The 24,702-nt window shown below is 70.7% G+C and carries 24 protein-coding genes; 14 read left to right on the top strand and 10 right to left on the bottom strand.

The annotated features are described in order from the left end of the window. Nucleotides 1–19 precede the first annotated feature (19 nt). Together ACWEOO_RS34745 and ACWEOO_RS34750 are read left to right on the top strand one after the other, a co-directional pair. Complete coding sequence (locus ACWEOO_RS34745) at nucleotides 20–754, top strand: helix-turn-helix transcriptional regulator (RefSeq protein ID WP_452146660.1); 735 nt, start codon at nucleotides 20–22, stop codon at nucleotides 752–754. 63 nt (nucleotides 755–817) lie between these two features. Then, nucleotides 818–1,207: a VOC family protein gene (locus ACWEOO_RS34750; RefSeq protein ID WP_359928724.1), complete on the top strand. Its 390-nt coding sequence runs from the start codon at nucleotides 818–820 to the stop codon at nucleotides 1,205–1,207. A gap of 49 nt (nucleotides 1,208–1,256) precedes the next feature. On the opposite strand, the gene ACWEOO_RS34755 is transcribed toward ACWEOO_RS34750, so the two are convergent. After that, nucleotides 1,257–2,006 (bottom strand): SDR family NAD(P)-dependent oxidoreductase, encoded by a 750-nt coding sequence (locus ACWEOO_RS34755; RefSeq protein WP_452146661.1) that lies wholly within the window; start codon nucleotides 2,004–2,006, stop codon nucleotides 1,257–1,259. Between the two features lie 90 nt (nucleotides 2,007–2,096). On the opposite strand from ACWEOO_RS34755, the gene ACWEOO_RS34760 reads away from it, so the two are divergent. From ACWEOO_RS34760 to ACWEOO_RS34770, 3 genes are read left to right on the top strand one after another with little or no spacing between them, the layout of a single operon-like run. Continuing rightward, nucleotides 2,097–2,720, top strand: coding sequence for a TetR/AcrR family transcriptional regulator (locus tag ACWEOO_RS34760; protein WP_452146662.1), 624 nt, complete (start codon nucleotides 2,097–2,099; stop codon nucleotides 2,718–2,720). 10 nt (nucleotides 2,721–2,730) lie between these two features. Next, nucleotides 2,731–4,809, top strand: coding sequence for a phosphate acetyltransferase (gene pta, locus ACWEOO_RS34765; RefSeq protein WP_452146663.1), 2,079 nt, complete (start codon nucleotides 2,731–2,733; stop codon nucleotides 4,807–4,809). Continuing rightward, complete coding sequence (locus ACWEOO_RS34770) at nucleotides 4,806–5,996, top strand: acetate/propionate family kinase (RefSeq protein ID WP_452146664.1); 1,191 nt, start codon at nucleotides 4,806–4,808, stop codon at nucleotides 5,994–5,996. The genes pta and ACWEOO_RS34770 overlap by 4 nt, the downstream gene beginning before the upstream one ends. Here the strand turns inward: ACWEOO_RS34770 and ACWEOO_RS34775 are convergent. Beyond that, the gene (locus ACWEOO_RS34775) at nucleotides 5,982–7,652 is read right to left on the bottom strand and encodes a SulP family inorganic anion transporter (RefSeq protein ID WP_452146665.1); all 1,671 of its coding nucleotides are present in this window, start codon (nucleotides 7,650–7,652) and stop codon (nucleotides 5,982–5,984) included. The two genes, ACWEOO_RS34770 and ACWEOO_RS34775, sit on opposite strands and share 15 nt — an antisense overlap. Nucleotides 7,653–7,870: 218 nt before the next feature. On the opposite strand from ACWEOO_RS34775, the gene ACWEOO_RS34780 reads away from it, so the two are divergent. Genes ACWEOO_RS34780 through narI form a run of 5 tightly spaced genes read left to right on the top strand, consistent with a single transcriptional unit; the run spans nucleotide 7,871 to nucleotide 15,795 of the window. After that, nucleotides 7,871–9,121, top strand: coding sequence for an MFS transporter (locus ACWEOO_RS34780; RefSeq protein WP_452146666.1), 1,251 nt, complete (start codon nucleotides 7,871–7,873; stop codon nucleotides 9,119–9,121). Further along, nucleotides 9,118–12,750, top strand: coding sequence for a nitrate reductase subunit alpha (locus ACWEOO_RS34785; RefSeq protein ID WP_452146667.1), 3,633 nt, complete (start codon nucleotides 9,118–9,120; stop codon nucleotides 12,748–12,750). Before ACWEOO_RS34780 ends, ACWEOO_RS34785 begins: the two co-directional genes overlap by 4 nt. Beyond that, nucleotides 12,750–14,414 (top strand): nitrate reductase subunit beta, encoded by a 1,665-nt coding sequence (gene narH / locus ACWEOO_RS34790; protein WP_452146668.1) that lies wholly within the window; start codon nucleotides 12,750–12,752, stop codon nucleotides 14,412–14,414. Before ACWEOO_RS34785 ends, narH begins: the two co-directional genes overlap by 1 nt. Further along, on the top strand, nucleotides 14,411–15,082 hold the full coding sequence (narJ, locus tag ACWEOO_RS34795; protein WP_452146669.1) for a nitrate reductase molybdenum cofactor assembly chaperone: 672 nt from the start codon (nucleotides 14,411–14,413) through the stop codon (nucleotides 15,080–15,082). Before narH ends, narJ begins: the two co-directional genes overlap by 4 nt. Beyond that, nucleotides 15,082–15,795, top strand: a complete 714-nt coding sequence (gene narI / locus ACWEOO_RS34800; protein ID WP_359928742.1) for a respiratory nitrate reductase subunit gamma — start codon at nucleotides 15,082–15,084, stop codon at nucleotides 15,793–15,795. Before narJ ends, narI begins: the two co-directional genes overlap by 1 nt. Nucleotide 15,796: 1 nt before the next feature. Here narI and ACWEOO_RS34805 read toward each other — a convergent pair whose 3' ends face one another. From ACWEOO_RS34805 to ACWEOO_RS34825, 5 genes are all read right to left on the bottom strand, one after another. Continuing rightward, nucleotides 15,797–16,612 carry an amino acid-binding protein gene (locus ACWEOO_RS34805; RefSeq protein WP_452146670.1) on the bottom strand — a complete coding sequence of 272 codons (816 nt, stop codon included), beginning with the start codon at nucleotides 16,610–16,612 and terminating at the stop codon, nucleotides 15,797–15,799. Nucleotides 16,613–16,688: 76 nt separating this feature from the next. Next, complete coding sequence (locus ACWEOO_RS34810; protein ID WP_452146671.1) at nucleotides 16,689–17,255, bottom strand: hypothetical protein; 567 nt, start codon at nucleotides 17,253–17,255, stop codon at nucleotides 16,689–16,691. Nucleotide 17,256: 1 nt separating this feature from the next. Next, nucleotides 17,257–18,219 carry a DUF6286 domain-containing protein gene (locus tag ACWEOO_RS34815; protein WP_452146672.1) on the bottom strand — a complete coding sequence of 321 codons (963 nt, stop codon included), beginning with the start codon at nucleotides 18,217–18,219 and terminating at the stop codon, nucleotides 17,257–17,259. Beyond that, on the bottom strand, nucleotides 18,212–18,394 hold the full coding sequence (locus tag ACWEOO_RS34820; protein ID WP_325039536.1) for a hypothetical protein: 183 nt from the start codon (nucleotides 18,392–18,394) through the stop codon (nucleotides 18,212–18,214). Before ACWEOO_RS34820 ends, ACWEOO_RS34815 begins: the two co-directional genes overlap by 8 nt. Nucleotides 18,395–18,434: 40 nt before the next feature. After that, the gene (locus ACWEOO_RS34825) at nucleotides 18,435–18,926 is read right to left on the bottom strand and encodes an Asp23/Gls24 family envelope stress response protein (protein ID WP_452146673.1); all 492 of its coding nucleotides are present in this window, start codon (nucleotides 18,924–18,926) and stop codon (nucleotides 18,435–18,437) included. Between the two features lie 175 nt (nucleotides 18,927–19,101). Here ACWEOO_RS34825 and ACWEOO_RS34830 point away from each other — a divergent pair, with 175 nt between their 5' ends. Genes ACWEOO_RS34830 through ACWEOO_RS34840 form a run of 3 tightly spaced genes read left to right on the top strand, consistent with a single transcriptional unit; the run spans nucleotide 19,102 to nucleotide 20,539 of the window. Next, complete coding sequence (locus ACWEOO_RS34830; RefSeq protein WP_452146674.1) at nucleotides 19,102–19,647, top strand: RNA polymerase sigma factor; 546 nt, start codon at nucleotides 19,102–19,104, stop codon at nucleotides 19,645–19,647. After that, a complete protein-coding gene (locus tag ACWEOO_RS34835) occupies nucleotides 19,638–20,180 on the top strand; it encodes a hypothetical protein (protein ID WP_452146675.1) in 543 nt (180 codons plus the stop codon). Before ACWEOO_RS34830 ends, ACWEOO_RS34835 begins: the two co-directional genes overlap by 10 nt. Then, nucleotides 20,177–20,539, top strand: coding sequence for a hypothetical protein (locus ACWEOO_RS34840; protein ID WP_452146676.1), 363 nt, complete (start codon nucleotides 20,177–20,179; stop codon nucleotides 20,537–20,539). The genes ACWEOO_RS34835 and ACWEOO_RS34840 overlap by 4 nt, the downstream gene beginning before the upstream one ends. A gap of 27 nt (nucleotides 20,540–20,566) precedes the next feature. Here the strand turns inward: ACWEOO_RS34840 and lhgO are convergent, their stop codons facing one another. Beyond that, nucleotides 20,567–21,763 carry an L-2-hydroxyglutarate oxidase gene (gene lhgO / locus ACWEOO_RS34845; RefSeq protein WP_452146677.1) on the bottom strand — a complete coding sequence of 399 codons (1,197 nt, stop codon included), beginning with the start codon at nucleotides 21,761–21,763 and terminating at the stop codon, nucleotides 20,567–20,569. 24 nt (nucleotides 21,764–21,787) lie between these two features. Further along, the gene (locus tag ACWEOO_RS34850) at nucleotides 21,788–22,600 is read right to left on the bottom strand and encodes an alpha/beta fold hydrolase (protein ID WP_452146678.1); all 813 of its coding nucleotides are present in this window, start codon (nucleotides 22,598–22,600) and stop codon (nucleotides 21,788–21,790) included. Nucleotides 22,601–22,641: 41 nt separating this feature from the next. Here ACWEOO_RS34850 and ACWEOO_RS34855 point away from each other — a divergent pair, with 41 nt between their 5' ends. Continuing rightward, nucleotides 22,642–23,070 (top strand): cation diffusion facilitator family transporter, encoded by a 429-nt coding sequence (locus ACWEOO_RS34855; RefSeq protein WP_452146679.1) that lies wholly within the window; start codon nucleotides 22,642–22,644, stop codon nucleotides 23,068–23,070. 14 nt (nucleotides 23,071–23,084) lie between these two features. On the opposite strand, the gene ACWEOO_RS34860 is transcribed toward ACWEOO_RS34855, so the two are convergent. Then, the gene (locus tag ACWEOO_RS34860; RefSeq protein WP_452146680.1) at nucleotides 23,085–24,680 is read right to left on the bottom strand and encodes a GntT/GntP/DsdX family permease; all 1,596 of its coding nucleotides are present in this window, start codon (nucleotides 24,678–24,680) and stop codon (nucleotides 23,085–23,087) included. Nucleotides 24,681–24,702 lie beyond the last annotated feature (22 nt).

Consider the following 24,702-nt stretch of genomic DNA (forward strand, 5'->3'; position numbering starts at 1 on the left):
TCGCCCCTAGCCTGCGGGTATGAACCGGATCGATCGGCTGTACGCGCTCGCGGAGGAACTGCGCGCGGCGGGGCCACGAGGGCGGACGGCGCGGCAGTTGGCGGCGCGGTTCGAGGTGAGCGTGCGGACCATCGAGCGCGATCTCAGCGCGCTCGGGCAGGCCGGCGTTCCGCTGGCGACCAAGCAGGGCCGCACCGGAGGGTATTCGGTGGACCGTTCGATGAGCCTCCCGCCGCTCAACTTCAGCGCGCGGGAGGCGATGGCGGTCGCGGTCGCGCTGAGCCGCGGCGACCACGTGCTGTTCGCGCGGGACGCGCGGACCGCGCTGCAGAAGATCGTGGCCGCGATGCCGCAGCGCGATCTCGACGAGGCGCGGGCGGCGGCGGCCAAGGTCCGGCTGCTGGTGCGGCCGGTCCCGGATCCGGACGTCGCGATCGCCGAGCAGGTCTGGCGGGCGGTGCGCGACAACCGCGTCCTGCGGATCCAGTACACGAACGGCGACGGCGTCGAGACGCTCCGGGAGATCGAGCCGCAGCACGTCGTCGTCGGGCCCAACGGGTCGTACCTGACCGGCTGGTGTCAGCTGCGTCAGGAGGAGCGGGTGTTCCGGATGGACCGGATCACCAAGGCCGAGCCGTCGGCGACGCTGCCGCAGCGGCCGCCGGCGTCGGGCCGCCTGCAGGTGGACGGGTACGAGACCAAGCTCCCGGCCGCCGCGCTGCGTCCCGAGGATCTTTTTCCAACACCGACATAGGGCTGTCGCGAACCGCTGGGAGCGTGGTTCTCGTTGACACGTTCTACGTCGAAGGAGAGATCCATGAGTACTCCCGCCCCTGGCACACTGGCCTGGTTCGAGGTCGCGAGCGACGACCCGGAGACCGCCGAGAAGTTCTACGGCGGGTTGTTCAACTGGTCGTTCGAGTCGTCCGGGAGCCTGACGTCCGGCGGCCTCGACTACCGCAACATCACGGCACAGGGCGCGCAGCAGCCGATGGGCGGCCTGTTCGCCACCAACGGCGAGCTGCCCAACCACGCTGTTTTCTACATCCTGGTCGCGGACGTCGAGACGACCTGCGCGGAGGCCGAGCAGCTCGGCGGCACCGTGGTGAACAAGCGCATCGGCACCGGCGGCGGCACCCCGGACTTCGCCTACCTCCGCGACCCGTCCGGCAGCCAGTTCGCGGTCTTCACCCCTCGCCCCGAGTGATGCAGGTCCCCCGCCGGTGTGTACCGGCGGGGGCACCCGTCGTCGAGGGTCAGACGGCCAGGCGGCCGCCGTCCACGGGGAGGGTCGCACCATGGACGAGGGAGGCGGCGTCGGAGGCGAGGAAGACGATGCCCGCGGCTACTTCGTCGGGCGTGCCGACGCGCTGGAGCGGGGTCGTGCCGGCCAGGTTGTCGAGGTTCTCGCCCATTACGGCGGTGCCTTCGGTCCGGGTCGGGCCGGGGCTGACCGCGTTCACGCGCACACCGGCGGGCCCGAACTCGGCCGCCCAGGCCCGGGTCAGCAGCTCCACCGCCGCCTTGCTCGAGCCGTACGCCGCCATCCCGGCCATGCCGATGGACGCGACCATCGTGGTCACGTTGACGATCGCGCCCGATCCGCGCGCCGCCATCAGCGGGGCCAGCTCGGCGACCAGGTAGAACGGCGCCCGCACGTTCACGGCGTACACGGCGTCGAAGTCGCTGTCCGGCACCTCGGCCGTCGGCCCGAACGGGAAGATCCCCGCGTTGTTGACCAGCACGTCGACGTGCCCGCCGCCGAGCTCGATCGCCTGCTTGGCCAGGGACCGCACACTCGCCAGGTCGGTCAGGTCCGCCGGCACGAAGTCCGCCGTCCCGCCGTCGGCCCGGATCTCCTCGACCGCCCTGCTTCCCCGGGCGGCGTCCCGCCCGCTGATCACCACGTGCGCGCCACGCCGCGCGAGCTGCCCCGCCACGGCGCGGCCGATGCCGCTGTTGCCGCCGGTCACGAGCGCGGTCCGGCCGGCGAAGTCCTGCGTCATATCGGTTCCATCCTCTGGTTCGGAGTTGACGCTCCGATAGTTCGCCGACGAAATTGGAGTATCAACTCCAAAATCCGTACGGTGGGCGGTATGACCGAGACCGCCCGGCGACTGACCAGGAAGGGCCAGGCGACCCACGACCGGATCGTCACGGCCGCGGCGCGGCTGATGCTCGAGCAGGGCGTCGCCCGCACCACGATCGAGGACATCCAGGCCGCGGCCGGCGTCAGCCCCTCCCAGCTCTACCACTACTTCCCCGGCAAGGACGCCCTGGTGACGGCGGTGGTCGACCACCAGGCGACGCAGGCGCTCGACATCCAGCAGACCTGTCTGCAGCGGCTGGACACGATCGACTCGCTCGGCCGTTGGCGGGACGTGATGGTCAACATCCTGACCGAGATGCAGTGCGTCGGCGGCTGCCCGCTCGGGTCGCTGGCCAGCGATCTGTCCGAGAGCGATCCGGTCGCCCGGACCCAACTGGCCGCCGCCTTCGCCCGCTGGCAGGAGCTGATCCGGGAGGGGCTGGCCGACATGCAGGCGCGTGGCGAGCTCGCTTCGGAGGCGGACCCCGGCGAGCTCGCGGTCGCGATGCTGGCGGCCGTCCAGGGCGGGCTGCTGCTGAGCCAGGTGAGCCGCGACCCGGCGCCGCTGCGGATCGCGGTCGACACGATGATCGACCACCTGCACGCCTTGACGCGACCCGCGGTTCCGTAGGGTTCGCGGTATGGGTAGCAGTGTCTACGTTGCTTCGGTGGAGGGGACGACCGGCAAATCGACGGTCGCGCTCGGCGTGCTCCATCAACTGTCCCGCCGGGTCGGGCGGGTGGCCGTGTTCCGGCCGATCGTGCGGGCGGACGCCGCCACCCACGGCGGCCGCGACTACGTCCTCGACCTGCTGATCGCGCAGGACGCGGTCGAGCAGTCGTACGAGGACGGCGCCGGCGTCACGTACGAGGAGGTGCACGCGGACCCCGAGGCCGCGCTGGACACGATCGTGCAGCGCTACCACGCGGTCGCCGAGCAGGCGGACGCGGTGCTGGTCGTCGGCAGTGACTACACCGACGTCGGCACGCCGACCGAGTTCTCGTTCAACGCCAAGATCGCGGCCAACCTCGGCGCGCCCGTGCTGCTCGTGGTCAACGGCTTCGGCCGGACGCCGTCCGAGGTCCGCGCGATCGCCGACATGGCCGCGGCCGAGCTGACCGCGAACCACGGCTCCCTGTTCGCCGTGATCGCCAATCGCGTGGACAGCCAGAGCACTCCGGTGGTCGCGGCACTCGACGGCATCGGCGCGCCGGCGTTCGCGATTCCCGAGCAGCCGGTGCTGAACCAGCCGCTCGTCGCCGACCTGCTCGCGCCGATCGACGGCTCGCTGCTCAGCGGCGACCCGCAGCTGCTCACGCGCGAGGTCACCGGGCTGATGATCGCCGGGATGACGATGCCGAACGTCCTGGACCGGCTCTTCGACGGTGCCGCGGTGGTCACCGCCGGCGACCGCCCGGAGGTCGTGCTCGGCGTCCTGATGGCGCATGCCTCGCGGACCTTCCCGCAGATCTCGGCCATCGTGCTGAACGGCGGCTTCGAGCTGCCCGGCCAGGTGCAGCGGCTGATCGAGGGCCTCGGCGTCACGCTGCCGATCATCGAGACCGGCCTCGGCACGCAGGCCACGTCCGCCAGGCTCACCGCCGTCCGCGGCCGGCTGACGAAGGACTCGCCGCGCAAGGTCGACACCGCCCTGACGCTCTTCGACCAGTACGTCGACGGCCCGGCGCTGCTCGACCAGCTCGCACTCGCCCGCAGCAGCGCGGTGACACCGCTGATGTTCGAGCACCGGCTGGTCGACCGCGCCGTCTCCGACCGCCGGCACATCGTGCTGCCGGAGGGCGACGAGGACCGGATCCTGCGCGCCGCCGACGTCCTGCTCCGGCGCGGCGTCGCCGACCTCACCCTGCTCGGCGATCCGACCCTGATCAGCGCGAAGGCCGCGAGCCTCGGCGTCGACGTGACCGCGGCCCGGGTCGTCCATCCGGAGCACAGCGACCTGACCGAGCGGTTCGCCGCCGAGTACCACCGGCTGCGGCAGCACCGCGGCGTCGACCTCGACCGGGCCCGCGAACTGGTCCGCGACGTGTCGTACTTCGGCACGATGATGGTCCAGCTCGGGCTCGCGGACGGGATGGTGTCGGGCGCCGTGCACACCACCGCGCACACGATCCGGCCCGCGCTCGAGGTCGTGAAGACCGTCCCGGACGTCTCGGTGGTCTCGTCGGTGTTCTTCATGTGCCTGCAGGACCAGGTCCTGGTGTACGGCGACTGCGCGGTGAACCCGGTTCCGACGGCCGAACAGCTCGCGGACATCGCGATCTCGTCGGCCGCGACCGCGACCGCCTTCGGGGTGGAGCCGCGGGTCGCGATGCTGTCGTACTCGACCGGCTCGTCCGGCACCGGCACCGACGTCGAGAAGGTGTCCAAGGCAACGAACATCGTCCGGGAGCGGGCCCCGCGGCTGCCGGTCGAGGGCCCGATCCAGTACGACGCCGCGATCGACGCCGCCGTGGCGCGGACGAAACTGCCGGACTCCCCCGTCGCCGGGCGCGCCACCGTGTTCGTGTTCCCGGACCTCAACACCGGCAACAACACGTACAAGGCTGTCCAGCGGTCGGCCAACGCGGTCGCGGTCGGTCCGGTGCTGCAGGGTCTCCGCAAGCCGGTCAACGACCTCTCCCGCGGCGCCACCGTCCGGGACATCATCAACACGGTCGCGATCACCGCGATCCAGGCCCAGCAGGAGGCGGCCCGATGAGTGAGCACGTGCTGGTGATCAACGCCGGGTCCTCGTCGCTGAAGTACAGCCTCGTCGACGCGAAGTCGGGCGAGGCCGCGGCGACCGGGCTGGTCGAGCGGATCGGTGAGGACCAGAGCCACCACGTGCACCACGGGCCGCACGGCGACGCCGACGACGACCATCCGGTCGCCGATCACGAGGCCGCGCTCGAGGCCGCCGTCCGGGCGTTCGAGACGCACGGCCCCGCGCTCGGTGACGTCGACATCGTGGCCGTCGGGCACCGCGTGGTGCACGGCGGCGACCAGTTCGCGGCCCCGGCGCTGGTGGACGACGACCTGATCGCGGCCGTGACCGACCTGGTTCCGCTGGCTCCGCTGCACAACCCGGCGAATCTCGAAGGCATCGAGGTGGCGCGCCGGCTGCTCCCGGACCTCCCGCATGTCGCGGTGTTCGACACCGCGTTCCACCAGACGCTGCCGCCGTACGCCTACACCTACGCGGTGCCCAGCGCCTGGCGGGAGGAGTACGGCATCCGGCGGTACGGGTTCCACGGCACGTCGCACTCGTTCGTGGCCGGTCAGGCCGCGCGGCTGCTCGGCCGCGACGTGCATGACGTGAACCTGATCGTGCTGCATCTCGGCAACGGGTGCTCCGCGACCGCCGTCCGCGGCGGCACGTCGGTGGACACGTCGATGGGCCTCACCCCGCTGGAGGGTCTCGTCATGGGGACCCGGTCGGGCGACCTCGACCCCGCGATCCACGGACACCTCGCGCGGGTCGCCGGCCGCTCCGCGGAGGAGACGGACCGCGCACTCAACTCGGAGTCGGGGCTGAAGGGCCTCAGCGGCGCGAACGACTTCCGCGAGGTGTCGCGCCGGCGCGCGGCCGGCGACGAGCGGGCCCGGCTCGCGTTCGACGTGTACTGCTACCGGCTGAAGAAGTACGTCGGCGCGTACTACGCCGTCCTGGGACGTGTCGACGCGATCGTCTTCACGGCCGGTGTCGGGCAGCATGCGGCCGAGGTCCGAGCCGCCGCACTGCACGGTCTGGAGGGCCTGGGCATTCACGTCGACCCCGTGCGGAACGCCGACCCCGACGACGGCTTCGCCTCCACCGAGGACAGCCCGGTCGCCGTGCTGGTCGTCCCCACCAACGAGGAATGGGAGATCGCCCGCCAGGCGGTCGAGGTGCTAGCTACCCGGTGACTCCTTCTTGAAGGCCTCGACGGCGGTCGGGAGGGTGTAGAAGACGCGGCCCGGGCCGAGGCGTTCGAGGAAGCCGGCGGCTTCGAGGTCGTCGCGAAGGTCCTGCTTGACCCGCGCCAGCGCGAGCACGATGCCGCGCGCCGTCAGTTCCTCGCGCAGTGCGTCGAGCGCGTCGATCGCGGTGATGTCGATCTCGACGTTCGCCTCCGTGTTCAGCAGCAACCAGCGCACCGGGGTGGGCGAGTCGTCCGCCGCGGCGAGCGCACGGCGGTGGAAGTCCTCGGCGTTCGCGAAGAACAGCGGCGAGTCGTAGCGGTAGACGACCAGGCCGGGCACCGGCCGCGCGTCCGGGTAGTCGTCGATGTCGTGCATCCCGGCGATCCCGGGCACGTAGCCGAGAATCCCGTCGTGCGGCCGGGCCACCCGCCGCAGCAGGTCGATGACGGACAGCCCGACGGCGACGAGGACGCCGTACAGGACACCGAGCGCGACCACGCCGACGGTCGTTGCCACCGCCAACAGCAACTCGCTGCGCCGGAACGACGCGATCCGGCGGAACTCGGGTACGTCGATCAGGCGCAGCGCGGCGTAGACGACGAGGGCGCCGAGCGCGGGGATCGGGAACGTCTCGAGCAGCGGCCCGGCGAAGAGCAGCGTCGCAACGATCGCCAGCGCGGCCACCAGCGAGTAGACCTGGCTCTTGGCGCTGGAAGCCTCCGCCAGGGCGGTGCGGCTGCCGCTGCTGCTCACCGGGAAGCCCCGCAGCAGGCCCGCGGACACGTTGGCGAGTCCGAGGACGAGCAGCTCACGACCGGGATCGATGTTCCCACCGCCGCGGCTGGCGAAGGCGCGGGCCGTGAGCACCGTGTCGGTGTAGCCGACGAGCGCGACGCCGACGGCGGGTAGCGCCAGCATCGCGACGTCCTGCGGATCGATCGAGGGCACCTGCGGGACCGGCAGGCCGCTGGGCACCGAACCGACCAGAGCCACGCCCTTGTCGCCGAGTCCGGCCATCCAGGTCACCAGCGCTGCCAGTGCCACGACGATCAACGGGCCGGGCAGACGCGGTGTCCACCGCGCCAGGGCGAGCAGCGACGCCAGCGCCGTCACCGAGAGCAGCACCGGGGCGAGCTCCCATTCAGGGATCAGGCGGATCGCCGACACCACCTCGGCCACCGGTGAGTCACCCTCGACCGGAGCCCCGGTCAGCCGTCCGAGCTGGCCGGTGATCATCAGAACCGCGATGCCGGCCAGGTAGCCGATCAGCACCGGTTTCGACAGCAGGTCCGCGAGGAAACCCAGTCGCGCGGCCCATCCGGCGACGCAGATCGCGCCGACCATCAGCGCGAGTACGGCGGCCAGCCCGGCGTACCGCGCCGGGTCCCCGGCTGCGAGCGGGCCGATCGCGGCGGCGGTCAGCAGCGCGGTCGTCGACTCCGGTCCGATCGACAGCAGTCGCGACGTGCCGAGCAGGAAGTACAGCACGAGCGGACCGAGCGAGGCCCACAAGCCGGCCACCGCGGGCAGACCGGCGAGCTGGGCGTACGCCATCACCTGCGGCACGAAGTACGCCGCCACCGTCAGCCCGGCGACCACGTCCGACCGCAGCCAGCCCCGCTGATATCCCCGCAGCGTCTCGAGTCCCGTAATCGTCAACCCAGGCCCCCTTTCGCAGAACTGCTGCCCTTCAGTGTCCGCCACACGGAGGACCTTCGGCCCTACTGCCACGCCCGGGACGGACGGCAGGCTGCTGAACCATCACGGGCTTTCATCGGTTGGTTCGAAAATTGCCCGGAGCGGGCACAGAGATCGACACAACGGCGACCGGCGGGAGCACTATGACAAGGGGACCCGCCCGACAAGGGGAGCTGATCATGGATAGCACCGGCGGCGACAGGACCGCAGTACGTTCCCCGTGGTTGATGCTCGCCGTCGCCACGATCGGGTTCGCGGTCAACTTCTGGGCCTGGGCGCTGCTCAGCCCGCTCGGCCCGCTCTTCCGCACCCAGGGCACGCTCGGCACGCTGACCGAGTCCGATGTGGCGCTGCTGGTCGCCGTGCCGGTGCTCGTCGGCTCGCTCGGGCGGATCCCGATCGGCGCGCTCACCGACCGGTACGGCGGCCGGGTGATGTTCCCGCTGGTGTCCGCGGCGACGATCGTGCCGATCCTGTTCATCGAGTTCTTCGCGCTGGACTCCTACGCCGCGCTGCTGGTCGGCGGGTTCTTCCTCGGCATCGGCGGCACCGCGTTCGCGGTCGGCGTGCCGTTCGTGAACGCGTGGTTCCCGCCGGAGCGCCGCGGCCTGGCGATCGGCATCTTCGGCGCCGGCATGGGCGGTACGGCGATCAGCGCGCTCACCACGGTCAAGCTCTACAGCAACGCCGGGCACCAGATCCCGTTCCTGCTCACCGCGATCAGCCTGGCGGCGTACGCCGTCATCGCCTGGTTCGTGCTCCGGGACGCGCCGAACCGCCGCCCGGCGCAGGGCGGGTTCGTGCAGCGACTGGTCGCGAACGCGAAGCTCCCGATCAGCTGGCAGGCCTGCATCCTGTACGCGGTCGCGTTCGGCGGATACGTCGCGTTCTCGGTGTACCTCCCGTCGTACCTGAAGACCGCCTACGACCTGAGCGCCGCGGACGCGGCCAACCGGATGGCCGGTTTCGTCGTCGTCGCCGTCGTGATGCGCCCGGTCGGCGGCTGGCTGTCGGACAAGTTCGGCCCGATCCCGGTGCTGGCGTGCTGCTACGGGGTCGTGGTCGTCGGTGCCGCGGTCGCCGCCACGACACCACTGCTCCAGCCTGTCGGGACGATCGCCTTCCTGGGGATGGCCGCCGCGCTCGGCGGCGGCAGCGGCGCCACCTTCGCGCTGGTCGCCAAGGTGACGGACCCGGCCCGCGTCGGCGGCGTCACCGGACTCGTCGGCGCCGCGGGCGGCCTGGGCGGCTTCGTGCCGCCGCTGATCATGGGCTACGTCTACGGCCGCACGCAGTCGTACGGGATCGGCCTGACGCTCCTGTCGATCACAGCGGCCTTGACGCTGCTGCTCACGCTGACCATTGTGAGGAGGACCTCTCAACCGAGTCCTCAGGAGTCGCGCACCACACCGATCGAGGGAGCCGCATGAGTCTGGACGGCGAGCTGACCGAAGCTCTGATCCGTACCCGTCGCTACTTCACCAAAGGCACTGTTTCCGACGACCTGCGCACCCTCACCAAACGCGGTGGCCGCGGCGCGGACGACTTCTACCGCGACCGCTGGAGCCACGACAAGGTGGTCCGGTCGACGCACGGCGTGAACTGCACCGGTTCGTGCTCGTGGAAGGTGTACGTCAAGGACGGCATCATCACCTGGGAGACTCAGCAGACCGACTATCCGTCGGTCGGTCCGGACAAGCCGGAGTACGAGCCCCGCGGTTGCCCGCGCGGCGCCGCGTTCTCCTGGTACACCTACTCCCCCACGCGCATCCGCTACCCGTACGTCCGCGGCGTCCTGCTCGACCTGTACCGGCAGGCGAAGGCGCAGTACGGCGACCCCGTGGCGGCGTGGGCGCACATCGTCGACGACCCGGAGCTCGCGCACCGGTACAAGTCGGCGCGCGGCAAGGGCGGGCTGGTCCGCTCGACCTGGGACGAGGCGACCGAGCTCGTCGCGGCGGCGTACGTGCACACGCTGAAGAAATGGGGGCCGGACCGGATCGCCGGGTTCTCCCCGATTCCGGCGATGTCGATGGTGTCGCACGCGTCCGGCGCCCGGTTCACGTCGCTGATCGGCGGGACGATGCTGTCGTTCTACGACTGGTACGCCGACCTGCCGGTCGCGTCGCCGCAGGTGTTCGGCGACCAGACCGACGTACCGGAGTCCGGCGACTGGTGGGACGCCGGCTACCTGATCATGTGGGGCTCGAACCTGCCGGTCACGCGGACGCCGGACGCGCACTGGATGGCGGAGGCCCGGTACCGCGGGCAGAAGGTGGTCGCGGTCGCGCCGGACTATGCCGACAACGTGAAGTTCGCCGACGAGTGGTTGCCGGCAGCACCCGGTACGGACGGCGCGCTGGCGATGGCGATGGGGCACGTGATCCTGCAGGAGTTCTTCGTCGACCGCGAGACGCCGTACTTCACGAAGTACGCCAAGAGCTACACCGACCTGCCGTACCTGATCCGCCTCGACGAGACCGACGGCGGCTACCGCCCCGGCAAGTTCCTCACCGCGGCCGACCTCGGCAGCACGGAGGAGAACGCCGCGTTCAAGCCTGTGGTCCTCGACACCACCACAAGTCAGCCGGTGGTCCCGAACGGCTCGCTCGGCCACCGCTTCGGCGAAGCAGGACAAGGCCGGTGGAACCTGGACCTGGGCTCCACCGATCCCCTCCTGACACTGCAGGGACGTGAGAGCGTTCCTGTGACGCTGCCGAGATTCGACGCCGACGGCCACCTTCTGCGGGGCGTTCCGACCCGGCACATCGGCGATCACCTGGTCACGACCGTGTACGACCTGATGCTCGCGCAGTACGGCGTCGCGCGCCCCGGCCTTCCCGGCGACTGGCCGGCGTCGTACGACGACCTCGCGCCGTACACCCCCGCCTGGCAGGAGCCCATCACCGGCGTACCGGCCGCCGCGGCAGCGCGGATCGCCCGCGAGTTCGCGCAGAACGCCGAGGACTCCAAGGGGCGGTCGATGATCGTGATGGGGGCCGGAACCAACCACTGGTTCCACTCCGACACGATCTATCGGGCGTTCCTCGCGCTCACCACGCTCACCGGCTGCCAAGGCGTGAACGGCGGCGGCTGGGCGCACTACGTCGGTCAGGAGAAGTGCCGCCCGATCACGGGCTGGGCGCAGCTCGCGTTCGGGCTGGACTGGGTGCGGCCGCCCCGTCAGATGATCCAGACCGCCTACTGGTACCTGCACACGGACCAGTTCCGCTACGACTCGTTCGGGGCGGACGCCTTCTCGGACCTGCCCGGCAGTATGAGCGGCAAGACCACCGCGGACCTGATCGCGATGAGTGCGCGGCTCGGCTGGATGCCGTCGTACCCGACCTTCAACCGCAACCCGCACGACCTCGCCGACGAGGCCGCCGCCGCGGACCGGCCGGTCGCGGAGCACATCGTCGAGCAGCTGAAGTCCGGGGATCTCCGGTTCGCCTGCGAGGATCCGGACGCGCCGGAGAACTTCCCGCGCATCCTCTCGATCTGGCGCGCCAACCTGCTCGGCTCGTCGGCCAAGGGCAACGAGTACTTCCTGGAGCATCTGCTCGGCGCCGGGTCCTCGCTGCGCGCGAGCGAAGGCGTGCATCCGCAGGACGTCGAATGGCACGACGAGGCCCCGCGCGGCAAGCTCGACCTGCTGCTGACGCTCGACTTCCGGCAGACCAGCACGACGCTGTTCTCCGACGTCGTCCTGCCCGCCGCGACGTGGTACGAGAAGCACGACCTGAACACCACCGACATGCACCCGTTCGTGCACTCGTTCAACCCGGCGATCGCGCCGCCGTGGCAGACCCGGACCGACTGGGACGCGTGGCAGGCGATCGCCGAGAAGTTCAGCGCGCTCGCGGCCACCCAGCTCGGCACCCGCCGCGACGTGGTCGCCGTACCGCTGCTGCACGACACGCCGGACGCGCTCGCCACTCCGCACGGCACGGTCCGCGACTGGAAGGCCGGCGAGTGCGAACCGGTGCCGGGCGTCACGATGCCGAAGCTGATCGAGGTCGAGCGCGACTACGCGGCCGTCGCGGCGAAGATGTCCGCGCTCGGTCCGCTGATGGAGAAGCTGGGCGCGACCACGAAGGGCGTCACGTACGACGAGACCGCCTCGGTGGAGTACCTGCGCGCCAAGAACGGCGCCGTCCGCGGCGGGCCGGCCGACGGTCGTCCGTCGCTGAAGCGTGACGTGCACGCCTGCGAAGCGATCCTGGCCCTGTCCGGTACGACGAACGGACGGCTCGCCACCGAGGGCTTCAAGACTCTCGAGCGCCGCGTCGGCAAGCCGCTGCACGACCTCGCGGCCGAGCACGAGGGCAAGCAGATCACCTTCGCCGACACGCAGGCCGCACCGGTCCCGGTCATCACCTCGCCGGAGTGGTCCGGCTCGGAGTCGGGCGGCCGCCGGTACTCGCCGTTCACGATCAACGTCGAGCGGCTCAAGCCGTGGCACACGCTGACCGGCCGCCAGCACTTCTACCTCGACCACGACTGGATGACCGAACTCGGCGAGAACCTGCCCGTGTACCGCGGGCCGCTGGACATGGGCGCGATGTTCGCCGAGCCCGAGATCGGGTCGGTCGGGGAGCTCGGCGTGACGGTTCGCTACCTGACACCGCACAACAAATGGTCGATCCATTCGGAGTACCAGGACAACCTGTTCATGCTCTCGCTCAGCCGCGGCGGGCAGACGATCTGGATGAGCGACCAGGACGCCGCGAAGGTGGGGATCGTGGACAACGACTGGATCGAGGCGGTGAACCGCAACGGCGTGGTGGTCGCGCGGGCGATCGTCTCGCACCGGATGCCCGAGGGCACGGTCTACATGCACCACGCGCAGGACCGGCTGATCGACGTACCGCTGGCCGAGACGTCCGGGAAACGCGGCGGGATCCACAACTCGCTGACCCGGCTGCTGATCAAGCCCTCGCACCTGATCGGCGGGTACGCGCAACTGTCCTTCGCGTTCAACTACCTCGGGCCGACCGGGAACCAGCGCGACGAGGTCACCGTGATCCGCAAGCGCTCGCAGGAGGTGACGTACTGATGCGGGTGATGGCGCAGATGGCGATGGTCATGAACCTGGACAAGTGCATCGGGTGCCACACCTGCTCGGTGACCTGCAAACAGGCGTGGACGAACCGCACCGGCACCGAGTACGTCTGGTTCAACAACGTCGAGACGCGGCCCGGGCAGGGGTACCCGCGCACGTACGAGGACCAGGAGACGTGGAAGGGCGGCTGGGCCCTCACCAAGCGTGGACGGCTGACGCTGAAGTCCGGCGGCCGGCTGAAGAAGCTGCTGACGATCTTCTCGAACCCGAAACTGCCCTCGATCCACGACTACTACGAGCCCTGGACGTACGACTACGCGAACCTGACCGACGCGCCGGCGCAGCAGCACACGCCGGTCGCGCGGCCGAAGTCGTTGCTGTCCGGCGACGACATGAAGATCACCTGGTCGGCGAACTGGGACGACGACCTCGGCGGGTCCGCCGCGACGGCCGAGCGGGACCCGATCCTCAAGAAGGTCGGCGACAAGGTCCGGTTCGAGTTCGAGCAGACCTTCATGTTCTACCTGCCGCGGATCTGCGAGCACTGCCTGAACCCGTCCTGCGCCGCGTCCTGCCCGAGCGGCGCGATCTACAAGCGCACCGAGGACGGCATCGTGCTGGTCGACCAGGACCGGTGCCGCGGCTGGCGGATGTGCGTCTCCGGCTGCCCGTACAAGAAGGTCTACTTCAACCACCGCACCGGCAAGGCGGAGAAGTGCACGTTCTGCTTCCCGCGGGTCGAGGTCGGTCTCCCGACGGTCTGCTCGGAGACCTGCGTCGGCCGGCTGCGCTACATCGGTCTCGTTCTGTACGACGCCGACAAGGTGCTCGCCGCCGCGTCCGTGCCCGACGAGCAGGGCTTGTACGAGGCGCAGCGGGACGTGTTCCTCGACCCCTTCGATCCCGCCGTCCAGCGGGAGGCCGAGCGGGCCGGGATCCCGGCGGACTGGATCGAGGCGGCCCGGCGATCGCCGGTGTACGCGCTGATCAACCGCTTCCGCGTGGCGTTGCCGCTGCATCCGGAGTACCGGACGCTGCCGATGGTCTGGTACATCCCGCCGCTGTCACCGGTCGTCGACGTGGTCCGCGAGACCGGTGAGGACGCGGAGCGCAAGGACAACCTGTTCGCGGCCATCGACGCGCTGCGGATCCCGATCGAGTACCTGGCCGAACTGTTCACCGCGGGCGACGTCGCACCGGTCGACCAGGTGCTGCGCAAGCTCGCCGCGATGCGCTCGTACATGCGCGACATCAACCTGGGCCGCGATCCGGACGGCAGCATCCCGGCGGCGGTCGGGATGAGCGAGGAGGACGTGTACGACATGTACCGGTTGCTCGCCCTCGCGAAGTACGACGAGCGCTACGTGATCCCGGCGGCCCACGCCGAGCAGGCCCACGAGCTCGAGGAGCTGGCCTGCTCGCTCGACTACGAGGGCGGACCGGGGATGGGTGGATCGGGGCCGTTCGGCGAGGGCTCCGGCGTACCGACGCCGATCGCGGTCGAGAACTTCCAGATGCTCAAGGACCGCCAGACGTCGGAGGGGATCGCCTCGCCGGAGGACAAGCAGGCGCGGGTCAACCTGCTCAACTGGGACGGCAAAGGCAAGCCCGACGGCCTGTTCCCGAGGCGGCCGGACGACGAGGAGCACCCCGGATGAAGCATCCCGCTCCGGCCCTGCCGGCCGGACAACTGACGATCGCCTGGCAGTCCGCGTCGTTGCTGCTCGACTACCCCGACGAGATCCTGGTCGAGCGTCTGCCGCTCGTCCGGCGTGCCCTCGACCGGCTCCCGAGCAGCCTCGCCGAACCGCTCACGGCCACCCTCGAACAGCTTGCTGCCGGTCACCTTCCGGACCTGCAGGCGCGGTACGTCGAGACGTTCGACAGCCGGCGGCGGCACAACCTCTACCTCACGTACTTCGCCCACGGCGACACCCGCCGCCGCGGCGTCGCGCTGTTGCGGTTCAAGCAGACCTACCTGCGATCCGGTTTCGTCCTCGACGACTCCGAGCTGCCCGACCACCTCTGCGTCGTCCTGGAGTACGCCGCGACGGTCGACCAGAAGCTCGGCCACCGGCTGCTGCTCGACCACCGTGCGGGGCTCGAACTGCTCCGGCTCGCGCTCGCCGACGGCGACTCGCCCTGGCACGGCGCGGTGCTCGCGGTCACCGCGACGCTGCCGCCGCTGCAGGGCGACGAACGGGACGCGATCGCCCGGCTCGCCGCCGAGGGCCCGCCGCAGGAGGAGGTCGGGCTCACGCCGTACGCGGCCCCGGCCTTCGATCCGGCCGTCCTCCCGATGCCGACCTTTCCCGGAGCGCGCTGATGGACGAGATCCTGTGGGTGGTCTTCCCGTACGTCTGCCTGACCGTGTTCGTCGTCGGACACATCTGGCGGTACCGGTACGACAAGTTCGGCTGGACCACGCGGTCGTCGCAGCTGTACGAGGACCGGCTGCTGCGCTGGGGCAGCCCGCTGTTCCACTTCGGCATCCTGGCGGTGTTCCTCGGGCACGTGATGGGACTCGGCATCCCGAAGTCGTGGACCGACGCCGTCGGCGTCTCCGAGGGGCTGTACCACTTCTTCGCGGTGTCGATCGGCGCGATCGCCGGGTTCTGCACGCTCGTCGGCCTCACGATCCTCATCTATCGCCGTCGTACGGTCGGTCCGGTCTTCTCCGCCACGACACGGATGGACAAGCTGATGTACGCCGTCCTGGCGACGGTGATCCTGCTCGGTCTGGCCAACACGGTGGTCGCCAACCTGGTCGGGGACTACGACTACCGCGAAGGCGTGTCGATCTGGTTCCGCGGCATCTTCCGCTTCGATCTGCACCCGGATCTGATGGCCGAGGCTCCCTTGACCTTCCAGCTCCACGGTCTCGTCGCGATCGCGCTCTTCGCGCTCTGGCCGTTCACCCGCCTGGTCCACGTCTTCAGCGCGCCGCTCGGCTACCTCACCCGCCCGTACATCGTCTACCGCAGCCGCGACGCCCGCCCGACCACACACTCGCCCCGCCGCGGCTGGGACGCCCGCTGACTCATCCCTTGATCGTCTGCGCCGCCTCGGCCAGCTCGGCGAGGCGGTGTGCGCGGGCCGACTCGGCGGGCGTGAACGGCTCGCCCGGACGGCTGAACACGAACAGGCCCGTCCACGGCGAGGGAAGCTTGAGCACCGTCGCGTCGCCGGGAAGCTGACCGGCGAGCGTCACCCGGTCGGTGACCAGCCGCGCGCCGAGCAGCTCCGCGACCGCGTGCGGCAACTCCGCCGGGTCCGCGACCACACGCGCCGACAGGCTGAGCGCCTTCGTCTGCCCGTCCACCAGCGCCAGCGCGGTCGTCGGCCAGACGTGCGTCTCCCGCCCGCCGCCCGACTCCACGGCGATCTCCAGGTCGGCCGCCGTCACGTCGGCCGGGGTCGAAACCACCAACTCGTCGCGGACACCGCCGTCGATCGGATGGACGTGCAGCCCCAGGATGTTCGCATCGAGCACCGCGAGCCGCCGGGTCAGACTCTCCAGCGCTCCCGCCCGGTCGTCGAGCGTGACACGGATCCGCCACAAGGTCCCGATCCCGTGCCGTGGACGGACCCTCGGGGCGTGCAGCCAGGACCGCAGCAGCCGCATCGTCGACGGCTCCACCACCCAGATCACCAGCGCCGTTGTCACGGTCGCGAGCAGAGCCACCGAAACCAGGTACGGCGGGTGCGCCGACAGCACCGCCGCGTGCAGGGCCAGCTCGACCGGCGCGATCGCCACGAGCTTCGCCAGCGTCAGGCGGAGGCGCCGCGGGTGGGGCAGCCGTCCACACACCTCACAGGCCGTTCCGCCGGTGAGCGTCGTACGCAACGAATCCATACCCGACAGCGTCCCGGACCCAGATTGCCCAGCTGTTGCGCCGGTGTGAAATCACGGCTCGATCAGACCGGCGGTTTCAGATGACGCGCGGTATGGCGGTGGTCTTGTCGCCGCGAGCGACGCGGAGACGGACGCGGTGGCGGAGATGGGGCAGGCCGAGGACGGAGTGCAGGTCCGCCGCGGCGCGGGTGACCGCACTGTGTACGGCGGTCAGCTCCGCGCTCGGCTCGATCGTGCACTGGATCTCGGCCACCAGTTCTCCGCGATCGGCGACCACCCGCCCGGATGCGTCCCGGATCTCCGGCAGGCCGGACAGGTCGGAGGCGGCCGCATCGACGGCAGCGTGCGCGTCGGCGAACAGCCGTCCAGTCTTTCCGCTGCTGGGCAAGGTGAAGCGGCCGTTGAGCCTTCGTGGGAGGTGGCGGGTCAGCCACCAGAAGCCTCCCAGCGTGAGAGCGGCGCCCGCCGTACCCGTTGCCCAGGGCCACCAAGTCGCCGAGGTCCGGTCGGGCGGGGTCTCGAGCGTGATGGTGGCCGGGGTATCCGTGTGCCACCAGTAGACAGCGGCGACTCCGGCCGCGATCAGGACCAGCGCGACCGCGACGCCGACGACACGGTCCAGGGCGATGACGCCGCGACGCATGTCAGTCCTCCCTCAGGTCGATACGGACGCGCGGGTGGGGTTCGAGCGTGCTCAGGCGGTCGGCGACGGCCGTACGGACCTCTTCACGCACCCTGGCCGGGTCACCGAACGTCGTCACGGTCGCCCGCAACCGCCGCCGCTTCGCGACCACCGACGCCCCGGTCACAGAGTCGACCCGTCCCGCACTGTCCGCCGCCAGCCGAGCCGCATCAACCAGCCGGATCCACACAATGCCGGCGGGCGCGTCGACCGCCAGATGAGTACGTCGGCGCGGTTTCAAGGTCAGGGCCAGAAGGAGCAAACCGAGCACGACGACTGCCGCGCCCGCCGGCCGAAGCCAGCTCGCCGGACCGAGACGCACCGTCCGAGCAGACCAGTCCTCGGGGACCACGGCGCCGCGCAGCAGACCTGCCGCGTGGAGCATCTCGGCAATACCGGCAGCCCCAAGACCGATCAGGACCAGCGCTACCAGGACCCCGACGACCGAGACCGCCGGGCCGGCCACCGGCCTCTTCGCAGCCGGAGGAGACGCGGCTTCACCGACCGCGGCGGAGCGGTCTCGTGGGGCGGTGGTGGAGGAGTCGCGTGTGGCGACGGCGGTGATGGCGATGTCGACGCGATCGACGCCGAGGCCGGTGAAGCGTTCGATGTCGTCGGCTACCGCCTGGCGTACTTCGGCGGCGACCTCGTCCAGTGGGCGGCCCCACGCCGCCGCGACTTCGACCTCGATTCGCGTCCGGCGGCCCGCGATCACCGCGCGGGCCTTCGGCAGGCCGCGGCCCAGTACGGCGTCCCGCCGGACGACGGCGCCGTGCCGGCGGGCGGTGATCTCCGCGATCCGTTCGACCGCTCGCTGCGCGATGTCGAGCCGCCCTCGATCACCCCCGATCGCGATCGAGGACGGCTCTGCCTCAGGGTTACCTGTGCCGGTAACGGGCGGCGGCGCGGTGACCGTGTCAGCCACGGCCGCGGCGGGAGATCAGGTCGTCGAGCCCCTTCGTCCCGTCGGACAGGAAGCGCCCGACGACGAGCCCGACCGCTCCCAGGACGAGCGCGAGCAGGAAGCCGGGGAACCCGCCGGCCGCGGCGGCGATGGCGATCAGCAGACCGGCGAACAGACCGATGGTCGACGTGCTCACGTACTCTCCTCAGAGCTCACTCGGATGGTGGGTTGACCGCTTACTGCACCCGGCGCTCGGCCGGGGCCTCGTCCGCGTCGTCGTCCTCGTCGTCGCCGTCGAGGTGCACGTCGCTGACCGTGATGTTGACCTCGGTGACCTCGAGCCCGGTCATCCGCTCGACCGCGCCGATCACGTTGCCGCGGATCGCGGCGGCGAGCTCGGCGATGCTCACGCCGTACTCCGCGACCAGCTCGATGTCGACGGCAGCCTGCTTCTCGCCGACCTCGACCGACACGCCCTGGGACAGGTTGGTCCGCGAGCCCGGGATCCGGTCGCGCAGCAGCCCGACCGCGCGGGCCGCGCCGCCGCCGAGCGCGTGCACGCCGTCGATCTCCCGGGTGGCGATGCCGGCGATCTTCGACACCACGACGTCGGCGATCGTGGTCCGCCCGAGGGCGCCGCCGGAGCCGGTGCCCTCGGCAACCACATCCGCAGTCACGGTGCCGGCGCCGCGCTTCGGGGCGGTTGTGGTGGTCACGGTCTCGGTCATCGGCAGATGCCCTTTCTCGTCAGCGGTTGTGCCTGTTCGACGGTTGGACAACGGCAGACCCGGAATCGTCACGCACCGCCCAAGGGTGACATGTCTCACGCCGTCGGTCGGGGAGGCTACCGTGACATTCGGGCCTTCCGTGTCGTCCTCCCTGCATGAGCACCCTGGAGCCGCGGTGACGGCCCTCGTCGAGCTGGACGAGGCGACACTGGTCGCGCGTGCCCGCGACCGCGATGCCGCCTCGTTCGAGCTGTTGGTCCGCCGGTACCAGCGACGGATCTACACGTTGTGCCTGCGGATGCTCGACGGTGCCAGCGGGGAGGCCGAGGACATCGCCCAGGAGACGTTCGTGACGGCCTGGCGGCGGCTGCCCGAGATCCAGGACGACGGCGCGTTCGGCAGCTGGCTGTACCGCACGGCCACCAACAAGTGCCTGACCGTCCTGCAACGGCGCCGGCCCACTGTCGATCTCGACGAGCATCACCCGGCGCCCGACGGCGATCCGGCCCGGTCGGCCGGGACGAGCGCGGCGATGAGCGCGCTCTCGGAGGCGCTGCGGCGGCTGCCCGCACAACAACGCGCGTGCTGGCTGTTGCGTGAGGTCCACGGCCGGTCGTACCAGGAGATCGCCGAGCTGGTCGGGACGACGCCGACCGCCGTCCGGGGGCGGATAGCCAGAGCCCGCGCCGAGCTCGCGGAGGTGATGAAGCCATGGAGGTGACCGATCTGCACCCGCTGGCCTGCGGCCGGACGGTCGAGGACGTCGGGGACGAGCTGGACCGCGGTACGCCGGGTGCGCACGTGTCCGACTGCCCGCACTGCCGGACCGCGCGGGCCGGTCTCGAACAGCTGGCCGCGGCGACCGCGGTCCTGATCGACGACCCGGTCGACGTTCCGAGCGGAATGCTGGACCGGATCATGACCGCTGTCCGCGCGGACATGAACCTCGGGCGGACGATTCCGCTCGGGTCCCCGGAGGTCGCGCTGTCGGTGCCGGCGCTGGCCGCCGTCCTGCGGTACGCCGTCGACGCCGTACCAGGGGTCAGGGCCCGTCAGTGCCGGATCGAGGTGCCGGCGGAGCGGCCGGACGCCGTACGGGTGTCGATGACGGTCGCACTGGAGTTCGGGACCGGCCAGGTCGAGGCGCTCGGGCTGGCCCGCGAACGGGTTGCGTCGGCGCTGAGCGGCCAGATCGGATACGAGCTCGACCGGCTGGACTTCGAGGTCGTCGACGTCTGGACAGACCCGCGGTGACCGACGAACTGAAGCGGCTGGCTCTGGCCCAGACGGCTGCGACGGCCGCCCGGTCCGTCGCCGGGGTCGTCCGCCTGCAGCCGGGTCTGGTCGGGCTTCTGAAGCAGTTCGCCACTCAGGCGTGGGAACGCACCACCGGCCGCCCGGTCCCGGACGTGGCCGGCATCGACGTCGACCTGCGGGCCGACGGACTCCTGCTGATCAACGCCCGGATCGTCACAGCCGTGACCCACAACGCCACCGAGGTCGGCCACGCTGTCCGGACAGCAATCACCAAGGAAGTCGAGTCCACCACCGGCTCGGTCCCCGAGGTCCGCGTCCGCATCGTCGAAATCGCCCTCGAGCCTCAGCACGGGTGAGGCAGTAACGCTTCGGACGGCGTTCGGTCAGGCTCGGTCGGCGGAGAGTTCTTCGGCGATTCGGTCGCCGATGACCAGGCAGGCGGTGGCGGCGGGTGACGGTGCGTTGAGGACGTGCAGTGCGCGGCCGTCGCGGAGGAACAGGAAGTCGTCGACGAGCTTGCCGTCCCGGGTGACCGCCTGCGCGCGAACCCCCGCACCGCACCGCCGTACATCGGCGACCTGGAGCTCGGGCAGCATCCGCCGCGCCTCGCGGACCAGCGCCCGGCCGGTGAGCGAGCGGACGATCTCCTTCGCGCCGGTCCGGGCGTACCGGCGGGCAAGCTTCCAGGACCCGCGGTACGTCGCGGACTCCCAGACATCCCGGACGACGATCCGCGACCACGAGTACCCCTCGCGGGACAGCGCTGGCACGGCGTTCGGGCCGACGTGGACGCTGCCGTCGATACCGCGCGTCAGATGCACGCCGAGGAACGGCAGGTCGGGATCGGGCACCGGGTAGACGAGCCCCTTCACCAGATGCTCCCGCCCGGGCACAAGCTCGCTGAACTCGCCGCGGAACGGGAGGATGCGCACGCCGGGTTCGAGGCCGGACGCGCGCGCCAGCCGATCGCTGTGCAGCCCGGCGCACACCGCGACCCGATCGGCCTCGATCACGTCGTCCGCCGTCCGAACCCGCACCACCGGGCCGGCGTTCTCGACAGTCGTCACGGACACTCCGGTCCGGATCTCGCCGCCTGCCGCCCGCACATCGTCGGCGAGCGCGGCCGCCACGAGCTTGAAGTCCACCCGGCCCGTGGAGTCGACCGCCAAGGCGCCCTTCACCCGCAGATGCGGTTCCCGCTCGGCGACCTCGTCCAGGCTCAACCGGCGTACGGGCACCCCGTTCTCGCGACCGATCCCGAACAGCCGGTCGAGCTGCGGCAGCTCGGTGTCGGTCGTCGCGACGACCAGCTTCCCCGGTACGTCGAGCGGGATGCCCTTCTCCGCGCAGTAGTCGCGCAGCGCCGCACCGCCGGTCACCGCGAACCGCGCCTTCAGCGACCCCGGCCGGTAATACAGCCCGGAGTGCACCACGCCCGAGTTGTGCCCGGTCTGGTGTGCCCCGACCGCCGGCTCCTTCTCCAGCACGATCACCGGCGTACCGGGGTCGAGCCGCTGCAGGCTTCGCGCCACAGCCAGCCCCACGATCCCGCCGCCGACCACCACCGCAGATCTCGTCACCTGTGAAAAGAGCCGCGAAGCCGGTCAGAAATACAGCCACTCCCGGAGCGCGGTCGCCAGCGCGACCGGCGCGTCGTACTGCATCAGGTGGCCTGCGTCCGGCACCTCGGCGTATGTCGCTCCGGAGATCAGCTCCGCCAGCCGCCGGCCGGTCGCGGGTGGGATCCAGGCGTCGTCGCGGCCCCACAGCACCTTCACGGGTATCGACAGATCGCCCAGGCTGCGCTCGTTCTCGGCCAGGAACTTCTCGTCGTACTGCGCGATCTGCCGGTAGAACGCGGGTTGTCCCGCCTCGGTGCGCCACGGCGCGACGAGCTCGGCCAGCTCGTGCTCCCGCAGACCGCGATGACTCGCGGCACTCACATAAGCCCGCAGGATCGCTTCGTGGATGTACGGCGGCAGCTCGTCGAGCGTCGTCGGGTGCCGCTTCACGAACTGGAAGAACGGCGAACCGCTCGGCGGGATCGCCACCACGTCGACGAGCATCAGCGACGCGTACGCCGCCTTCTCGGCCAGCGTGGCGCGCAGCGAGACCGCACCGCCGAAGTCGTGCGCGACTACGTGCGGCCTGTCCAGTCCCCAGTGCTCCAGCAACGCCGCGAACGCCTTGGCCTGCGCGCCGAAATCCACCGTGTGATCCGGATGCATGGACGATTCGCCGTACCCGGGCATGTCCCACAGGTGCACCGTGAAATCGGCACTCAACGCGTCGGCGTACCGCGACCAGACCCGCGAGGAGAACGGCGTCCCGTGACAGAACACCACCGGCGGACCGCTGCCGGCACGGCCCCACGCGATCGATCGGCCTTCCCAGTCGAACCGCTCGTCGACATCCATACGCCACCCTAACCATTGCGCCGGTTCACAACGGTTAGCCAATGCGCGGAGCAGGAGTCGTGCTCAGCGCCGTCGGCGCCTGGCTCGGCTTCCCGCTCGCGGACCCGATCATCGGCCTGGTGATCACGGTCGCGATCCTGTTCGTGCTGCGGGACGCTGCCCGCGAGGTGTACCGCCGCCTCATGGACGCGGTCGATCCCGCGCTCGTCGACCGGACCGAGCAGGTCACCCGCGCCGTTCCCGGCGTCCTCGACGTGACCGGCGTCCACCTTCGCTGGCTCGGCCACACCCTGCGCGCCGAAGCGCGGATCACCGTGGAGTCCAGTACGTCGCTCGTCGAGGCGCACCATCTCAGCCACCAGGTGGAGCGCGCCCTGATCGACGCCGTACCCCACCTGGCCGCAGCGACCATCCATGCCGAGCCGCTCCCCCGGGACGCGTCCCCGGCCCACGACCTCATCACCCGTTGACGGCCCGTGACGCGCTAGACGAAGGCGGACAAGAGCAGCGTCATCGCCAGGCCCATCACCGAGATGATGGTCTCCATCACCGACCAGGTCTTGATGGTCTCGCCGACGGTCATGCCGAAGTACTCCTTGACCAGCCAGAACCCGGCGTCGTTGACGTGCGAGAAGAACAGTGAGCCGGCGCCGATCGCCAGCACCACCAAGGCCAGGTACGTCGTACTCTCGCCGGTCGCGAGCGGCGCGACGATGCCGGCCGCGGTGACCGTCGCGACCGTCGCCGAGCCGGTGGCCAGCCGGATCAGGACCGCGACGATCCAGCCGAGCAGCAGGGCGGACAGGTTCGCCGCGATCGCGATCTTGGCGATCGCCGTGCCGGTGCCGCCGTCCACCAGAACCTGCTTGAACCCGCCGCCGGCGCCGACGATCAGCATCACGCCGGAGATCGGGAGCAGGCTCGTGCCGATCTTGCGGCTCAGCTCCGGGACGCCGAAGCCGACCGCGGTGCCGAAGGTGTACATCGCGAGGAGGACGGCGATCAGCAGCGCCACGACCGGATCGCCGATGAACTGCAGGGCCGGGAAGAGCGGGTTGTCCTTGCTCATCCACACGTCGGACGCGGCTTTGATCAGCATCAGCGCCACCGGGAACAGCACCGTCACGATCGTCGCCGCAAAGCTCGGCGTCCGGGTCCGCACCGATCCGGCCGGCGCGTCGTCCCCGTCCATCACCGATGCCCCGGACGAGCCGGCGGAGCCGGCTGAGCCTGACGGCCCTGACGGCCCTGACGACACCGACGACCCTGACGACCCTGACGACCCTGACGACCCTGACGACCCTGACGACCCTGACGACATGGTGGGCGGACCGCCTGGGTGTACCTCGGCCTCCTGGTGACCGGCGCCGATCTCGAGCGCCGCGCCGGCGGCCCCGATCGGCACCCACTGCGCCGCCAGCCGACCGAACAGCGGCCCGGCGACGATCACCGTCGGGATCGCGACCAGCAGACCCAGCGCCAGCGTGATGCCGACGTTGCCGCCGAGGACGCCGATCGCGGCCAGCGGGCCCGGGTGCGGCGGCACGAAACCGTGCAGGACGGACAGGCCCGCCAGCGCCGGGATCCCGAGCAGCATGGCGCGGGCACCGGTGCGCCGGACCGCAAGGACCACGACCGGGATCAGCAGCACCAGGCCGATCTCGAAGAACATCGGGATGCCGATGATGAACGCGATCAGCGCCATCTTCCACGGCAGCCCGCTGGCCCGGCCGCGCAGCAGCGTGTCGACCACTTGATCGGCGCCGCCGGAGTCGGCGAGCAGTTTGCCGACCATCGCGCCGAGGGCGATCAGCACACCGACGTACCCGAGGACACTGCCGACGCCGTTCTCGTACGACTTCGTGACCGCGCCCGCGCCGATGCCGGACCCGAGGCCGACGAACAGTGCTCCGATCGTGAGCGCCAGGAACGCGTGCACCTTGAACGCGACGATCAAGACGACGATGAGCGCGATTCCCAGCACAGCGACGACCAGCACCCGGGTGTCGTGCGCGTTCCACGGCGCGTTGACGTCCGCCTCAGCCACCAGCGGAAGACCTACTTCGTAAGCGATACGCATGGCTCCACCGCTTCCTTTCGTG

The sequence above is a fragment of the Kribbella sp. NPDC004138 genome (assembly GCF_053603655.1).

Excerpts from the sequence above, each read along its gene's own strand:
- ACWEOO_RS34745 (WP_452146660.1), top strand. The coding sequence starts at position 20 with ATGAACCGGATCGATCGGCTGTACGCGCTCGCGGAGGAACTGCGCGCG.
- ACWEOO_RS34750 (WP_359928724.1), top strand. The coding sequence starts at position 818 with ATGAGTACTCCCGCCCCTGGCACACTGGCCTGGTTCGAGGTCGCGAGC.
- ACWEOO_RS34755 (WP_452146661.1), bottom strand. The coding sequence starts at position 2,006 with ATGACGCAGGACTTCGCCGGCCGGACCGCGCTCGTGACCGGCGGCAAC.
- ACWEOO_RS34760 (WP_452146662.1), top strand. The coding sequence starts at position 2,097 with ATGACCGAGACCGCCCGGCGACTGACCAGGAAGGGCCAGGCGACCCAC.
- pta (WP_452146663.1), top strand. The coding sequence starts at position 2,731 with ATGGGTAGCAGTGTCTACGTTGCTTCGGTGGAGGGGACGACCGGCAAA.
- ACWEOO_RS34770 (WP_452146664.1), top strand. The coding sequence starts at position 4,806 with ATGAGTGAGCACGTGCTGGTGATCAACGCCGGGTCCTCGTCGCTGAAG.
- ACWEOO_RS34780 (WP_452146666.1), top strand. The coding sequence starts at position 7,871 with ATGGATAGCACCGGCGGCGACAGGACCGCAGTACGTTCCCCGTGGTTG.
- ACWEOO_RS34785 (WP_452146667.1), top strand. The coding sequence starts at position 9,118 with ATGAGTCTGGACGGCGAGCTGACCGAAGCTCTGATCCGTACCCGTCGC.
- narH (WP_452146668.1), top strand. The coding sequence starts at position 12,750 with ATGCGGGTGATGGCGCAGATGGCGATGGTCATGAACCTGGACAAGTGC.
- narJ (WP_452146669.1), top strand. The coding sequence starts at position 14,411 with ATGAAGCATCCCGCTCCGGCCCTGCCGGCCGGACAACTGACGATCGCC.
- narI (WP_359928742.1), top strand. The coding sequence starts at position 15,082 with ATGGACGAGATCCTGTGGGTGGTCTTCCCGTACGTCTGCCTGACCGTG.
- ACWEOO_RS34805 (WP_452146670.1), bottom strand. The coding sequence starts at position 16,612 with ATGGATTCGTTGCGTACGACGCTCACCGGCGGAACGGCCTGTGAGGTG.
- ACWEOO_RS34810 (WP_452146671.1), bottom strand. The coding sequence starts at position 17,255 with ATGCGTCGCGGCGTCATCGCCCTGGACCGTGTCGTCGGCGTCGCGGTC.
- ACWEOO_RS34825 (WP_452146673.1), bottom strand. The coding sequence starts at position 18,926 with ATGACCGAGACCGTGACCACCACAACCGCCCCGAAGCGCGGCGCCGGC.
- ACWEOO_RS34835 (WP_452146675.1), top strand. The coding sequence starts at position 19,638 with ATGGAGGTGACCGATCTGCACCCGCTGGCCTGCGGCCGGACGGTCGAG.
- ACWEOO_RS34850 (WP_452146678.1), bottom strand. The coding sequence starts at position 22,600 with ATGGATGTCGACGAGCGGTTCGACTGGGAAGGCCGATCGATCGCGTGG.
- ACWEOO_RS34855 (WP_452146679.1), top strand. The coding sequence starts at position 22,642 with ATGCGCGGAGCAGGAGTCGTGCTCAGCGCCGTCGGCGCCTGGCTCGGC.
- ACWEOO_RS34860 (WP_452146680.1), bottom strand. The coding sequence starts at position 24,680 with ATGCGTATCGCTTACGAAGTAGGTCTTCCGCTGGTGGCTGAGGCGGAC.